Annotated in this window: 11 protein-coding genes and 1 pseudogene; all 12 read right to left on the reverse strand. The window is 42.2% G+C overall.

Annotated elements, in window-relative coordinates:
• Positions 1–85: 85 nt before the first annotated feature.
• Positions 86–835 (reverse strand): IS21-like element helper ATPase IstB, encoded by a 750-nt coding sequence (gene istB, locus B4K11_RS13280; protein WP_272966110.1) that lies wholly within the window; start codon positions 833–835, stop codon positions 86–88.
• Positions 828–2,321 (reverse strand): IS21 family transposase, encoded by a 1,494-nt coding sequence (gene istA / locus B4K11_RS13285; protein ID WP_272969361.1) that lies wholly within the window; start codon positions 2,319–2,321, stop codon positions 828–830. Before istA ends, istB begins: the two co-directional genes overlap by 8 nt.
• A gap of 93 nt (positions 2,322–2,414) precedes the next feature.
• A pseudogene (locus B4K11_RS13290) lies at positions 2,415–2,642 on the reverse strand (transposase); the annotation flags it as partial.
• Between the two features lie 60 nt (positions 2,643–2,702).
• A complete protein-coding gene (locus tag B4K11_RS13295) occupies positions 2,703–2,999 on the reverse strand; it encodes a helix-turn-helix domain-containing protein (RefSeq protein WP_272966112.1) in 297 nt (98 codons plus the stop codon).
• Between the two features lie 221 nt (positions 3,000–3,220).
• Positions 3,221–6,463, reverse strand: coding sequence for a type I restriction endonuclease subunit R (locus B4K11_RS13300; RefSeq protein ID WP_272966113.1), 3,243 nt, complete (start codon positions 6,461–6,463; stop codon positions 3,221–3,223).
• Between the two features lie 12 nt (positions 6,464–6,475).
• Positions 6,476–7,822 carry a DNA-processing protein DprA gene (locus B4K11_RS13305; protein WP_272966114.1) on the reverse strand — a complete coding sequence of 449 codons (1,347 nt, stop codon included), beginning with the start codon at positions 7,820–7,822 and terminating at the stop codon, positions 6,476–6,478.
• Complete coding sequence (locus tag B4K11_RS13310) at positions 7,819–9,918, reverse strand: RecQ family ATP-dependent DNA helicase (RefSeq protein ID WP_272966115.1); 2,100 nt, start codon at positions 9,916–9,918, stop codon at positions 7,819–7,821. Before B4K11_RS13310 ends, B4K11_RS13305 begins: the two co-directional genes overlap by 4 nt.
• Before the next feature lie 14 nt (positions 9,919–9,932).
• Complete coding sequence (locus tag B4K11_RS13315) at positions 9,933–11,171, reverse strand: restriction endonuclease subunit S (RefSeq protein WP_272966116.1); 1,239 nt, start codon at positions 11,169–11,171, stop codon at positions 9,933–9,935.
• The gene (locus B4K11_RS13320; protein WP_272966117.1) at positions 11,168–13,309 is read right to left on the reverse strand and encodes an N-6 DNA methylase; all 2,142 of its coding nucleotides are present in this window, start codon (positions 13,307–13,309) and stop codon (positions 11,168–11,170) included. The genes B4K11_RS13315 and B4K11_RS13320 overlap by 4 nt, the downstream gene beginning before the upstream one ends.
• Before the next feature lie 12 nt (positions 13,310–13,321).
• Positions 13,322–13,531 (reverse strand): helix-turn-helix domain-containing protein, encoded by a 210-nt coding sequence (locus tag B4K11_RS13325; protein ID WP_123324127.1) that lies wholly within the window; start codon positions 13,529–13,531, stop codon positions 13,322–13,324.
• 93 nt (positions 13,532–13,624) lie between these two features.
• Positions 13,625–14,176, reverse strand: a complete 552-nt coding sequence (locus B4K11_RS13330) for a DNA-binding protein (protein WP_272966118.1) — start codon at positions 14,174–14,176, stop codon at positions 13,625–13,627.
• A complete protein-coding gene (locus B4K11_RS13335) occupies positions 14,176–15,303 on the reverse strand; it encodes a helix-turn-helix domain-containing protein (RefSeq protein ID WP_272966119.1) in 1,128 nt (375 codons plus the stop codon). The genes B4K11_RS13330 and B4K11_RS13335 overlap by 1 nt, the downstream gene beginning before the upstream one ends.
• Positions 15,304–15,534: the final 231 nt, after the last annotated feature.

A 15,534-nucleotide genomic window follows, 5' to 3' on the forward strand; every position in this document is an offset into this window, starting at 1 on the left:
TGGCTTCCTTTAGGATGTCGCGTTTATAGAACGTCAACTGTCTTGACCGGTACGGCGTCAATTATCTTGACCGGTTGTCGCTGAGTTATTTTTCCTGTTTTATTGCTGTTTTTCTTCGATAGCTTTCTCCCTGTAATTGAATGATATGTGAGTGATGAACGAGCCGGTCTATAGCTGCAACTGTCATGGTAGTATCGGTGAACAATGCATCCCAGTCTTCGAACGATTGATTGGATGTAATGATAAGGCTGAACCTCTCATAACGGTGCGCAATGAGTTCGAACAGCACACTGGTTTCTTGTTCTGTCTTTCTGATATAGCCGATGTCGTCCACGATTAGCACTTGGTATTTATCCAGTTTATTCAGCGCATCCTGGAGTTTTAGTTGCTGTTTGGCGTCTTGTAGGTGTTGCACCAAGGCGGTGGCCGGATAGAACTTTACGCGGGTTCCAGCTTCTATCAGGCTGTAACCTAATGCGCTGGCGAGGTGGGTTTTGCCTACACCGCTAGCACCGAACAGTAGTAGGTTTGTGGCTTGTTTAACCCATTCGTGGTTATCAGCCAGGTCATGCAGGCGCGCTTTACTAATGCCTTCTATGGCATTGAAGTCGAAGCCGCCAACGTGTTTGCCTGAGGGCAAGTTTGACTCTTTTAGGTAACGTAATTGTCGCTTGTCTGTCCGACTTGCTAGCTCCATATGGCACAACTCACTTAAGTAGTGTTCGGGTCGCCATTGTTCGTGCAGTGCTTTTTCAGCAAGGCTCTCCCAGTGGTTTCTGAACTCACTTAAGCGCAAGCTTTTTAGCATCAATGGCAGTGAAGCTGTATTAGTCATTTCGACCTCCTTGCAACAGTAGGGCATACTGTTTTAACGAATGCTGCCCCACTTGGAGTTGGGGTATATCACGTGTTTGTTGCTGGAAGCGCTCTTGGCAGTCAAACAGGCTGGGCAGTCTCCCCGTATTCAGTTGCTGCATGATAAAGCGCCCCAGCCGTATTTCGTTATCTTTTTTGCTGGCAAGGTGAAGCACTCTGACGATATAACGACAGGCATCATCTGCTTTCATATTGCCGTTAACATATTGCCAGATGCATCGGTAATCCTCGTTAGGTAATAGCTCGTCGCGCCACTGTGAACACCGGAAGGCTTGTGGCTTTTTAACCAGAGCATCTATGACGTGTTTGTAATTGACGCTGCGTTTACGCGAACTGCCTTGCGCATAAACGCGCTCTAGGGTGTAAGTCAGTTCATGACCGAGATATAAGGCTAACCTGTTATCATACACTTGTACCCGCAAGCGACTGTCTATCAGGCGGGAAGGCACTGTGTAGGTCACGCGTTTAACATTGATAGTGCTGGTGCGCGAGACGCGCACATATTCTATTGAGTAATTGACGCTACCCACTGGCGGCAATGGCTGTAATTGTCGCTGCTCTTTGATAAAGGCGGTGTTGATACGCTTGTTACGCCGCCCAACTAAATGCTGAATAAAGCCTTCGTAGTCATCGCGACAGTTAAAATCGAACGAGCCGTGTATACGCAGCGCTTGTTCTAACTGCGCTTTGATATGTCGATTGCTAGACTCGATAACACCATTTTCATGCGCTACACCGGTATTATTACGTGTGGCCGTAAAGCCGTAATGCGCCATCAACGACTTATAGCGTTCGGTAAATGCCTCGGCATTGTCATGGTTTCGGTACGCCGCACTTAAGCTGTCAGTGCGGACTTCTTTGGGCACGCCACCACTTTCTCTAAACGCTTTCTGAAGGCTATCGGAGAATGCAGCAAAGCTCTCACCGCCATAAACCACTTGGCAATACTGCCAGCCGCTGACCGCTAGGCGATAGTTAAACAGCATGTGCTTACACGGCTCTCGTCCTATGGTGATAGGAGATTTGACGTGGGTAAAGTCACATATTCCCAGTAGTCCTGATTCGTGATGCTGCAAGAACATCACATCTTTAGCGCCACCGTGCAATTGTCGCCACTTCTTAATTCTGCGCTCAAGCGTACGTCGTGCTGTAGTTGGGAAGTCGTCACTATGTGATTCACATAGATGATCAAATACGCCTACCGGCGTGATCAATGCATCTTGTTGTAAGATGGGAACAACGACACTCTCCCACACCGCTTCAAGAGGATCGGGTCTTGTACGCCATTGGCGTTTTGCTTGATTAGGTTGGTGACGACCATTCTCGATTCGTCTGGCGGAGCTAACAGATATATCCGCTTTACTGGCGGCCACTTCCTGCGTGAAATCCTTTCTGAACTTCATATATAACCTGACTTGCTTTTCTGTGATGTGATTTCCCGACACGCCATTCTCCTCGAATTATCGTGTCGAACCTTAACAGAACAACCGGTCAAGATAGTTGTCGCTCAACCGTTCAAGTTAATTGTCGCTTTATACGCGTTCCATTGTTACGCGCTTAAGCTCTCTTTCTAGCTGCTTAATTCGGTCGGATTGTTCTTGAGACTGCCTATGTTCTTCACTGTCTGGGCCGTAGGTTTTTATCCAGTTATACAGCGAACTGCTAGTCACTCCCAGCCTCTCAGAAACGCTTGCCACCGAATAGCCTTGGTCGGTAACTTGTTTGACGGCTTGTATTTTAAATTCTTCTGTAAATCGCTGAGACATCTTTTCTCCTTAGTACACATAATTATAAAGCAATTAAGTGTCTAGAGAAGTCTGGTCGATTCAGTCGTGAGGTATGCCAGTAGTATCTCCAAGTTTTTTGGCGAAGTCTAAGTCAACAGCCACCTTTCCTTGAAGAAATTCGTTGATAAAGGTTTCTGTAATACCTAATCGATTGATTATATCTTCTCTACTAACACCATTAGCATTACTCTTGAGTAAAAATAAATGGGCGTAAAACACCGATGGGTGGAGCGAGCCCTTGTGATGAGGAACACCGATGAAACCTTCCTGAGTATGATCATCTAGAAATATTGCTCCTTCAACTAAAGCATCAATGTCGAGTCGCTTATTTTTCATCAGATGAGAGCCTCCAATAGCACGAAAATATAAGAGAGCGAATTCAAATTTTAACACAAAGAAAGGCGTAACATTTTAACCGTCAGCTTTAAAATAGATATACCCTAATATTACCAAGTTAAAAACAATGTCATCTTCAAATTTTCTTTATTTTTTAAAGAGTTAATCAAGATCAATACTTATGAAAAAAGCGCCTGACTTGGCGCTTTAATAGTAGAAAACTAGCTGTAAATTGGGGATGGTAACTCAGGGTATGCCCGGTATATATGCACAAATACCCGCTCTGTAATATCAGAGATTTCATCTTCTTCATATTGCTCAACAGGTAACCCTGTTTTCTCATCGTAAAGAAAATCAAAAATTTGCTGCCTTACGGCATCACGAGCGGACTCTTTTTGTTGCCAATTAGCTACTTTGAGCCTTTCAGCTTTAAGTGTTGTTAGCAGAGCTATTGCAACTTGCTTTATTGTTGATATTTCTTTTTTCTGTAAACTTGGTTTGCTGAGTAAATCAAACAATACTAATGATTCTTCATCAAGCCCTTCTCGAATTGCTCTTTTTTCTTCATGCGAAAGCTCTTCATTTAGCTTTAAAAGCGCTTCGAAGGTTTTCTCAATAACAACTCTATCTTTTTCTTGGTTATATTCCCTCACCAATTGCTCATAGTGCAATTGATAATCTGTACGTAAAGGGTTTTGCATCATTAGCCGAGCAAGCTTTTTCTCTACAGCATGCTTGAGGGATTGAACTGTTGTATTTTTACGCTCTGAACGTGCAAATTCTTGACGAAGACGCTCAAAGTCAATTTTACTGATGTCGTAGATTCGTTCACTATCAGGCTTTGATTCACTTACCTTATGCGTTGTATCTATTGTCGCGTCTACAATCCCATAAAGCTCTTTCATGATATCGGAGATGTCAGCTTTTTCTTTGTCTGACTGTAAGCTCTTGTAAAGAACATTTATTGCATCGCGTAAGTCTCGGTAAGAATTCACACCAGGAACATTGATACATGCTTTAAATTTACTGAATACCTCTCTGGCCATCACCTCAAAACGTTTTCGAGTTTCATCGTTTTGATTGATAACTTCCTTTGCTTGAGCAATTACCGCATTTTTAGCAAAACCAGTTTCAGTTACTATTAAACTCAAATCAAAATCGTACTTTCGCAAAAACTCAGCTACGTAATTTATAGATTCATTTAAACTTTCTAATAACTCTTCATTAGGCTTGGCTGGTTCTTTCTCTCCTTCATCACCACCGTGGCCTTCGTCACCGGCACCTGCAAAAGTAGCCAATGCCTTCCGTAAGTTTTTCAAGATCCCGCAATAATCTACAATTAGGCCATTATTTTTACCTTCAGCCACACGGTTTGCCCTAGCAATGGCCTGCATAAGTGTGTGTGCTTTCAAAGGCTTGTCTAAATAAAGTGTTGAAAGTGTTGGTACATCAAAACCTGTTAACCACATAGCGCATACCACAGCTACTCTGAACGGATGTTCTTTAGACTTAAAGGCTTCTTCCATATCCAATCTAGAACCATCATCGAGCTCAAATCCAGTTTTAAGTAGCTGCCTATGGGGTTTGATATCCAAATCCCATTTCTCAAACTTAGCAACTTCTCCTTGCTCTTCACTAACCACAACTGCCATCAACGTCTCTTTCATCCATGCCAATTGCCTTTCACGCCAGGCTAGATCTTGTTCATCACTCGCAGCACTGAGTTCCTTTTCTTTGGTTTTTATCTCTTCTTTCCAATAGAATTCGATAAGTTTATGCATACGTACACACGTGATTTTATCAATACACACAAACATTGCTTTTCCCGTTTCCCAGCCATTTGAATAATGACTAACAAAGTCACGGGCAACCTGATCCAACCTACTTGTTGCTGTTATGATGTGGTAATCGCGCTTTAACTCTCGCTCGAGTCTTTGCTGAACATCTACATCCTCTATTTCCAGTTCATCTAGCTTTTCGGCTATGCGCTCATTAATGCCTTTGGGATCCGCAACCGTGTGCTCATTCCCATCATCATCGGTAAATACAAGTTCCTCGCCTCTGGCATCATAGTACAATGGCACCGTAGCATTATCCTCAACAGCCCTCTGGAAATCATAGGTTGATATGTAATCACCAAAAACCTTCTTAGTAATCTCATCATCTTTAAATAATGGCGTTCCAGTGAATCCGATGAAGCTGGCATTTGGTAGTGCATTTCGCATGTTTAAAGACAAGGTGCCATACTGTGTTCTGTGAGCTTCGTCGGTTATTACGATAATATCGTCACGCTCTGAGTAAGGTTTTTTAGGGTCGACTTTTTCATTGAATTTTTGAATGAGAGTAAACACTAAGGCTTTCTGCTGGCCGATCAGTGCTCTGAGATCTTTGCCGCTATCCGCTCGACAAGGATCTTTATCGTTGTCCACTAAACCACAACCTGCAAAGGTTTTATATATTTGAGTATCCAAATCTTCCCTGTCAGTCAGCACAACAAAACTGTAGTTTCCACCTAATTTACGATGAACCATTTGTGCAAAGAAGACAATTGAGTAGGACTTGCCAGATCCTTGTGTATGCCAGAAAACTCCTAGCTTTCCTAGACGTTCATTACGGTTTATCACTGCATCAATAGCACGACTTACACCAAGGTATTGGTGATTTCTAGCAACAATTTTTACTAGTTTTCCTGAACTCTCATCAAATAATGTAAAGTTCTCGAAAATATCCATCAAATTGCTTTTGAAACAGGTCCCTTTTAATAAAGTTTCCATATCCACTACACCTGATTCATTTTCTTTCAGTCGCTTCCAGTCATTGAAATGTTCAAACTTACTAGAAATTGAACCTATCTTGGCATCGATTCCGTTTCCTAGAATAATAAATGCATTGTGATGAAATAGGTGAGGGACGGTATCTTTGTAATCAGCAAGGTTTTGTTCATAAGCTGCGCGAATATCTTTATGAACATTTTTAACTTCCATAAACACAAGGGGGATGCCATTCACAAATCCAACAAGATCAGCTCTGCGTCGATATATATCACCCTTTATCCAAAATTCACGAACTAACAAGAAATGGTTATTTTCGTAATCATCAAAGTCAAACAAACGGAGACGTTTTTTAACGCGATCCCCTTTTTCATTTTGGAAAGTCACCTCAACGCCATTTTTATGTAGCGCATACTTCTCTTTATTGGCAACCACTATATTAGTTGACGAAGACGCTTCACAAACAATACGAAGCGCTTCCTGGTAAGCAATATCAGGTAAACCAGGGTTAAGCGTAATTAGTTTCTCGCCTAGATATCGTGTCAGTACAGTTTCTTGTTCGGAAAGCCTACCTAAGTCACCCTCTTTGCCAAGCTTTTCATGCATGCCATAAACTGATTCATCCCAATACAATTCATTGAGCAAATATTCCGCAGTGACTTCCTGAACTAACGTTTCTTCTGTCATGGCCATGAAAAAATCCTTCTATTTGCTATTCTCAATTTTATAACGTACAGGCCGATTAAGTTTTTTTACAACCCCTTCATCTTCAGCTCGCTTCAACCAATTTGTAAGTTGTGACTTATGAAGCTGGGTTTGTTCGATCAAATCTTCTAGCTTAATAGGTTCTTGTGCCAACCTATTAAGCTCTTCAATGAATAATTGATAAAAATCAATAGAACCAGCTTTGGACTCTGAACTACCAGAAATGGTTTCGTTTGAAGAATCACCTTGCTCTTCTGCTTCGATCACTTTTTCTTCTGAAGTATGTTCAGCTTCGAGTTGAACTTGTTCTATTGGAGCCTTGACTTCAGGTTCATCTAGCAATCTTGGCTGCTCAGGCATAGAAAAGAGATCCGCCTGTTCTATTGAGGATTGCTCTACATGCCTACTTGCAATGTTAAATAAGTCTGAGACAGCAAAGTTAGTAGTATAATCCTCTAACCAACGGCCACCTTTACCAACCAAATCAGCATTTGCAGCATCTTTGTCGTTAGTTTGTTTTACCCAAAGTGGCACCCATGCTTTTTTTAAATTTTCTTCCGCACCGTTAAGTGTGCCGCCTTTTTTACCTGAGTGTATAACCAAGGAGCTATCCGCCAAGCAATAGATATATTTGTTTCTTGCCATGGCATTGCCAGCACTAAATCCTGCTTCAGGGTAAAAGGGGGATACCAAAACTGCATGGCCATCCATTAAACCTTTACGCCATTTGCTGCTTGTAGCTGCTTTTAGAAGGCTATCTGCCATAACGCCTATAACAGCGCCGCCTGTTCGAACTGCGCCCAACATAGCAGTTTCATCAACACCACGAGCGCCACCTGATACAATGGCAATATTCTCAAAGGCTGCTTTTGCACCTATTTCATCGGTGAAGGCTAAGTCACTGTCACTCGCATTGCGCGAACCGATAACGGCCAATCCCCGCTCATTTAATAAATCTTTATTACCGCACCCAAATAGGACTGGGGGAGAGTCATTCTTCAAGCGTTGTTTAAGCCGTCTTGGGTATTGCGGGTCAGAACGTGTAACGACCCATAAACCTGCTCGCTGCCATTTCTCCATTGCAAGAGCTAAGCTGTGGCCTCGATTCAATAGCTCAATAATGCGCTCCGCACTAATTCGAGAGTCAAACCAACCTTTCAATAATGGTGCAGGGTCTTGCACCAACAAATCCGCCGGGGTAATGGACTTTTCTTTAAGCCATAAAGCAAATCGCCCCCACTCTGCATTAGTCAGCGGTTTAGTTTTTTCACTGCTCGCTTTCGAGAAGTAGCTTGTCAATAACAACGTTGCTTGCGCTGTTGATGACAATGTTTTGGAAATACTCATGAATCTTTTACCGATGATGAAGCTAGAGCAATCGGATAAACCAAACCACTACCAGCTTGTTGTAATAATGCAGCTATCACTGTTAACGTCCAACCAGAGTCAACTATGTCATCCACTAATAACACAGGCTGATCTCGATAAAGTTGTGTCACTTGGAACGCACCATCTAAGTTACGGCATTGGTGGAACCGATTTTGCTGCCCTTTTTGTTGTTGGTTGCTTTTAACTTTGCTAACCGCATCTACAAAAGGTAAACCTAATCTTGCGGCTAGTCGTTGAGCAAAGTCTGGTACCAATTCAGGATGGTTCCTAGAAGGTACGCAGCATATCCATTGAGGTGCAGGGTTAGGTTGCCAGCGTTGTTGTATCATTGCAGCCATAGCTTCAACCAACTCATCGCAGAATCGACCATCATGCTTGTTATCTGCAACCGTTCGACCCCATCCAGCATCTCCCCATCGTGATAGCACACGCCCTTCTTGTGCTCTAATTTGCTGTGGAAGATTTCCTCTGAACCCATATTCTTGAAACGCATTTGCCGCGACCTGAACGTTTGGCTTAATGACCATTTCAGCATGTTTTAAAAATGTGCCAGCTCGATGCACTAGAGCTGGTTCAATTGCAACATCTACAACAGCTTGTTCAAGACAAGAAGCACACTTGCCGCAAGGAGTAGGGTCATGATCATCTAATGCACAGCGTAAAAATGTCATCTTACAACCAGCATCTTGAATATACGATTGCACTTCTTGCCACTCTTGAACTCTTTGTCCTGTTAAATGAGCAATTCTGGCATGATCCATTTGGTAGCGAATAGGTGTTCTTAACCAGCGGCTACCTTCTTTAATTACTGGCGCGGGGTTTTCGACACTAAGCAACTTGAGCACTTTTTCAATCTGGCCCTGACGCAAGTTAGTTTGCTCTTCAATATTACGAAGTGAAAGTCCATCACTCTGTTCAAGTATGTTTAATATTTCGTCAACCTGTTGGCCTGTAGGGAAGGCTGAATCTCTAAAGAATGCATGAATATCTTGGTCTTCAACTCCCGACATAAGCACGCCTAACGCGTGTTCAATTCCACGACCTGCACGCCCAACTTGTTGATAATAAGCAACAATAGAGCCCGGCGCTTGATAATGAATAACAAAGCTTAAATCTGGTTTGTCATAACCCATACCCAAAGCCGTCGTTGCAACAAGCACTTTCAAGTCGTTATGTAAGAGTAACTCCTCAAGGTGTTGCCGGTATAAGTTACTATTTTCAAACCCTTCCGCTTCTACACTGCCATGGTAGGCTTTTGCATCTATGCCATTCTCACATAGCCAATTAGCAACTTGCTCTGCGTCTCGCACTGTTAGGGTATAAACAATACCAGTGCCAGATAAGGTAGGAATCAATTGTGCAAGCCATGCTAAACGAGATGCTTGATCGGGGAGTGTCATTGCTTGTAACGCTAAACTTTCTCGTATTAACGGACCTCGGTGAATTTGAATATCACCAAGCTGCGTTTGTATATCTTCAACGACTCTATCATTTGCAGTAGCAGTAGTACCTAACACAGGGGTGTTGGCCGGTAGCTGGCGTAAAATATTAACAATGCGCCTATAATCAGGGCGGAAATCGTGACCCCAATCCGATATACAGTGGGCTTCATCAATCACCATCAAGGCGATACGGTCAGCAATAGGCTGTAAGACAGTTTCAATGAAGTTATCGTTGGCTAATCGCTCTGGAGAAATCAGCAAACAATCTACTTGATTATTAAGAATACGTTGAGTGACAGATCTCCACTCATCTGTATTAGTGGAGTTCATGGTTTCAGCAACGATACCTAAACGCGCAGCAGATTCAATTTGATTGCGCATCAGCGCTAGCAAAGGCGAAACGATAATGGTCGGCCCCATACCGCGATCACGAAAGATTTTGGTACTGATAAAATAAACCGAGCTTTTACCCCAGCCAGTTCGCTGGACTACTAAGAGTTTCTGACGATGGTTAACGAGTGCATCAATGGCTTCCCATTGTCCATCTCGAAATTCCGCCGTAGGATTTGCCAACGCTGTTTGCAATAATTGTTGTGCTTGTGCTCGGTTCATTATCATTCCTTGATTTAAATAGTTAGTTCGCCGCTCATTAATTTAGGCAGCAGTAAGTCGCGGGCTTTTGTTAACGATGTATTTTGTTTCTCAAGTAGGAACTTCTGCTCAATTAACGGCGCAACGTTTGATCTAAATTCTTTTTGCAGAAGCTCGGATGGAACCAATAATTTTGCACCACCCAATATTTGAGCATTTGCGTTTGGCTGTGCTGCTCCACCAGCATTACCGCGAACAAAATCTTTGTACTGCTCTGACTCCATAAAAATACCGAGAATCAAGTCGTCAACAATAGATTTGTTAGGTGAAAACTTAACCAAGTAGGATGCGTAGATTACAGGCTCACTCAATGAAGGCATCCGTTTAGCATAACCCACGGTTGCCCCAGTTCTGGCTACAACAATATCACCTTCTCCAAGCTGGTATTTCTTTGTTGTAGCTTCGTCTGCCTCACAGTAGGGGACGTTCGCCCAACTAATAGAGCTAGGGACGATATCTGTAATTCTCAAGAATTTTGGACCAATAGCATCTTGATTAGCACTTGCCGTATAACCGTAGGAGGGTTTTTCACAACACTCTGCGACAGATAATCGCGTCCACCCCTCAGGCACACCATCGGTAATATTAACTTGCTCATGGCCAGGAAAGCGCAGATGAACAAACCACTCCTGATAAAGCAGGCGAGCTGATTCTTCCAGTAACTGGATACGGCGGCGATTGTTTTCAATGAGATCGTCATAGGACGATATAAATTCTGATGCTCTAATCTGTTCAGAAATGTCAGGACATGGGATCTTAACCGTGACCAAATCTCTTATGGGCAATTGAGGTTGAGCAGCTCCTGATCTAATTGAATCTACCTTCTTTAGAAAGAGTTGAGATCTCAGGTATGAATATAGAAATGGTGCATAAAACTTATTTTGATCAACTCTAAGAATTACCATTCCTGAGTTAATACGCATATTTTCATAGGGTATGCTTTCATTGAAAAAAGCACTATTTCCAATAGTCCCGCGTGTCGTTAAGACCACATCATTCCGACTCAGCTTCCCTTTTCTAAGAGCGCTATCTTTTTGCTCATCTATAAATTGAACAGTATCGAATTTGAAACCGCTCTTGGTAACATTGGTTGCACTCAAAAATACGCAATACCCTTTTTCATGAAACTCGTTTTGTTTTGGGTAATTCTTACCTCTGTCACCGTCTATAACATCAATAGGCAACTCACTTAAAGGCAACTCACGCCAACTCATAACCCCAACTCCTCAAAGTTACGAGCAATTTTTTCGGCGAGCTCTACGGCTTCGTTATTTAAGCCTTGCAGCTCAATATGAATGTCACGTAGGGCTTCTTCAAAGTCGAAATCTTCATCAACTTCCTCTGGCGCGACACCGACATAACGGCCTGGCGTTAAACTCCAGTCGGCTGCTTCAATTTCTGTTTTATCTACCAGCTTAACCAAGCCCTCAACATCGCAAAGTTTACCCTCTGGGAATCGGCTTAATAACCAGTGCGCTTGCTTATAGAAGTAACGTACTTGTTTGAGTTGCTCTACGGCCAGCTTGCGAGCTTCATCGGCGGTTTTCTTTAGATTAGTGCGGCTACGGCCATTGAGTAATGCGTTATCCCAAAGTTCGCTTTCTTTCGCTTCATTGGCTTCAGCGAGTTCGATAACGCGAGTTGCCAGTTTATACGCTAAATCGACTTCTTTAACTAAGTTGCGACTTTGATCCACCAGCTCTTTTAAGCAGGTATCCTTGTCCGTAAAACTCAATAAGCTTGCAGCATCGTTGAATTTATTGCTGCCCCATGAGTTTTGCAGTTCCTTCGTTAAAGCTTGGAATGCAGCCCAACCATGCTCTACAGAGTCTTTTGCATTGAGGAAGTCTTGATAAGGTTCGGTGTTTACCTTGTCCTGTTGCAGCTTTTCCATAAACGGCTTAAAGGCGTTATTTAGCTTACCTAATTGCTCTATAAAATCTGGAAGTGATTTACATTTTGGCTCTTCCACACTCTCGCATTGACCAGCTTCAAGTAGCGACCTTTTAATGTATTGTTGAACCAGTTCGATAAATCTTTGGCCTTCACCACGATAAAGCCAGATTATCGCGGTTAAGTTTTGCTGTTGCTCAGGGCTGAAGTCATAAATTTTTCGAGTGACTTTACGGTATACATTACGCGCGTCCAGCATGAGCACTTTATCGTTTAAATGCTTTGGCTTATTTTTATTTAGAAACCAAAGCTGACATGGAACTGAGCGGGTATAGAAAAAGTTACCGCGAATATCAACCATGATATCTACATGGCCTGTTTTCACTAATTGCTCGCGTACCTTAGCTTCATCTCGCCCAGCACTGGATGCCTGAGAGGACATTACAAACCCTGCTTTGCCTGTAGCGTTTAAATAGCTGTAAAAATACTGGATCCAAAGATAGTTACCATTGCTGACTTTTTTGTTTTTATTTACACCAGGCAAGCCAAAAGGTAAGCGACGTTTATCGCCTTTTATCTTGTCGGCATCAACTTCGTCGACGTTAAATGGCGGGTTTGCCATTACATAATCGACGGTACCAAATAATCCTTCATGTGGGTCGTTGTAGTAAGTAATTGCTGATTCGCCACCTTCTACGTTTCCCTCTAACCCGTGTACCGCTAGATTCATTTTGGCCAGGCGTGTTGTCACACGGTTTTTTTCATGCCCAAAGAAGGTCAGTTCATGAGGGTCTTGCGCATGGCGTTCCATAAAATGTGCACTTTGAACAAACATGCCACCAGAACCACAAGCAGGATCGAATATCTTACCGTGGTCTGGCTCTAGCACATTTACCAATAATTGAACTAATGACACAGGTGTGAAGAACTCGCCTCCATCATGAGCCCCTTGATCAGCAAACTGGGTAAGGAAGTATTCATAAATACGACCAAAAATATCACCTGTCGCCTTTTTTAATTCTTCAGGGTTTAACGTACGCAAAAGCATGCCCAAAACATCATTTGGAATATTGTTATATTCCTGTTTGGGAAGCTGATTACGCAGATTGGAGTAATCAGCTTCGATAGACTCCATGGCATGGATAATAGCTTCAGCGCGATTATCGGCATCCTTCAAAGCTATCAGATAATCAAACTGTGCTTCTGTTTTAAGGTAAATCGCGCTTTTTTTAGAAAAGTCTTCTTTCGTTAGAGCACGGGTTTTGCCGCCACGACTCGGCAAGGTTGCGACAATGTCATCTTTAACTGATAAATAACGGCTGTATGCGTGGCGTAAAAAGATCAGCCCCATTACAGGTAAAAAGTACTCATTACTAGCCAACTCAGAGTTGGCGCGTAGGGTATCAGCCGATTTCCACAGGCGTTTTTCTATTGCTTCAATGTTTTCCAGTTGTGCCATGGATTCTGATTCCTAATTATTTTTTGATTTATTTGGGTCTTGTTCATTGGCTCGATTGTGTTGTTCGGCAATATATTGCTCCAACTCACTTTGCTTAAACCGCCAAGAGTTACCTACTTTAAAACCAGGTAGCTCGCCGCTTGCAGCTAGCCGGTAAATGGTGCGCTCATTAACTTTTAGATAGTCAGCGACGTCTTTAATAGTCAGAATAGGGTCACTCATGACGAGAAATCTCACCAGTGTCGAAAAAGTACAATTGAGTTCAGTTTACTCTTTTACGTATGTAGATCAATAAGTGAGGTGATGAATGGGCAATTAGAGGTCGGGGAAGAACTTTTTTAAATCACGGTGCAAATTAGCGGGACAGTCACCAATAGCTCGCCAGTATTCAACAATACCTTTAATCTTTTTTAAATCAGCATGATTACTGTCATGCATAATTTTAAGTAACTCTAATGTCGGCATAACTGGAACTTCAAATTCTTTTGCAAGTTCTGTCATATCTTGGTCGTCGGTGACAACTGGAACGCCTAGCTCTAAAGCATAAGCGATATATAAAGCATCTACTCTCGATGGACCAGGTAGTTCGGTTTGAACAAAATCCCAAATAAAATCAAAGTTAGTGAGAATAGCTCTTTTTTGCTTACGACCAACAGTTGGAAAGCTTTTGCGATTTTCTAAATACTCTTCCTCGTCAACCCAAGGGAATTTAGAGTTTAATCGCCTATTAGCTAGCTCATCATTTAATTCAGGCAGGATATATAAACAATATTCATTGTCGCCGAAAGGCACAAATAATAGTGGTCGTATTGTTTGTGCTAATCTGAGGTAAGAGTTGGTATCTACAAGTATCTTTGATTGAGGCATTAAGTTAACTCAGAGTGTATGCTCCGAGCATCGAGCAATGGCATGTCCATAACCACTTGTACATATCCAGGGCCCTTGTTTTGCTCTTTTAGGTATTTTCTAAGTAACTCGAAGAAAGGTGTCTCAAACGCGTTCTCTGTTTTATTTATAAAATCTCGTGCATCGAGCTTCTGAATATCACCTAATAACGCATCACTTAAGTTATGAAAGCGTTTGTTAAAATTAGTGACTGCACCAAAGAACGCCTTACTTAACTCAATTTCTGGTAAACCTTTATATGCCGCGTATTTATTGGTTTGCCCTAAAACGGTATAAGGCGATATGGTTTGCTCGTCAGCCAACTCAATTACTTTCTGTATTTTTGCAGCGCTAGTTCTTTGCTGGTTTAACTCTGTATATGCTTTTTCAGCAAGAGCAGATGGAAATAACAAAGCGCCAGCAAAATCATCCGCAAAATCTTCTGCATCATCACCAGAAAGAGAAGGAGACAAACAGTGGCCAAGTTCATGTGCCATCCAAAACTTAAAATCATGGATGTTTGTGTCTAAATTTAGATAAACCCAAGTTGTTTGAGAGTCAGGTAAGTGGATATGTATAGCATTCTCATGACGCTGCTTTGTACCCCACAAAGCAGGAACCACAACGGCTTGAAGTTCAGTAAACCTGCGAATTAAATGGTCGAAGTCAACTGTTTCAATTTCACCTAACTTAATATCTGTACGAACTTTAGACGTTACTTGACGTAAGTAGTCATAATCACGGTTCGGTGATTTTAGCACTGGTGGCATTTCCAGTGTTTCAAAAGGTAGGTAAGGTACTAGGTGACGTAAAAAGCGACCTATTTCTTGTGCTTTTTCTATATGATGATCTTTCGTCTTTGCACCTGCTTTTTTGCGAAAAGCAATCAGTGGAGCGTTCGGCTCATCGTTTATTACAAGCTCTTCAAAACTTAGCTGTAAGAGCTTTGCAAGCTTCAAAAGTTTATTAGGTCTTGGGAAAGATTTGGCATTTAGCCACTGTGAAACAGCTTCTTTTGTTACGTCCAAAGACTCAGCGACTGCGGTTTGATTCAACCCAGCTTGTTCCATTGCATCTTGTGCGCTTTTGATATTAAGTCTCTTTTGCATGGCGAGCAGTATATAGCGGAGTCAAGTTTTGTCAAGTTTACAGTAAGTATACATTGTGAACAAAAAACGGCCACATATCGTGACCGTTTTTGTTTCGTACTTTGTACCAGTAGCGAGCTTATAAGTTTCGTACTTTCAAATTTGTTGCGCACATTAATCAATGTTTCGAACATTATTTAACGTGCACATTGTCGTTACCAGTTACAGATCACTCCACCGTAACACTTTTTG

This window comes from Neptuniibacter sp. UBA6509 (assembly GCA_002435145.1).
Taxonomy (GTDB): domain Bacteria; phylum Pseudomonadota; class Gammaproteobacteria; order Pseudomonadales; family Balneatricaceae; genus Neptuniibacter.

Coding starts and splice junctions, on each gene's coding strand:
- B4K11_RS13300 (WP_272966113.1), bottom strand. CDS start 6,463: ATGGCCATGACAGAAGAAACGTTAGTTCAGGAAGTCACTGCGGAATAT.
- B4K11_RS13315 (WP_272966116.1), bottom strand. CDS start 11,171: ATGAGTTGGCGTGAGTTGCCTTTAAGTGAGTTGCCTATTGATGTTATA.
- B4K11_RS13335 (WP_272966119.1), bottom strand. CDS start 15,303: ATGCAAAAGAGACTTAATATCAAAAGCGCACAAGATGCAATGGAACAA.
- B4K11_RS13310 (WP_272966115.1), bottom strand. CDS start 9,918: ATGAACCGAGCACAAGCACAACAATTATTGCAAACAGCGTTGGCAAAT.
- istB (WP_272966110.1), bottom strand. CDS start 835: ATGACTAATACAGCTTCACTGCCATTGATGCTAAAAAGCTTGCGCTTA.
- B4K11_RS13325 (WP_123324127.1), bottom strand. CDS start 13,531: ATGAGTGACCCTATTCTGACTATTAAAGACGTCGCTGACTATCTAAAA.
- B4K11_RS13305 (WP_272966114.1), bottom strand. CDS start 7,822: ATGAGTATTTCCAAAACATTGTCATCAACAGCGCAAGCAACGTTGTTA.
- B4K11_RS13320 (WP_272966117.1), bottom strand. CDS start 13,309: ATGGCACAACTGGAAAACATTGAAGCAATAGAAAAACGCCTGTGGAAA.
- B4K11_RS13330 (WP_272966118.1), bottom strand. CDS start 14,176: ATGCCTCAATCAAAGATACTTGTAGATACCAACTCTTACCTCAGATTA.
- B4K11_RS13295 (WP_272966112.1), bottom strand. CDS start 2,999: ATGAAAAATAAGCGACTCGACATTGATGCTTTAGTTGAAGGAGCAATA.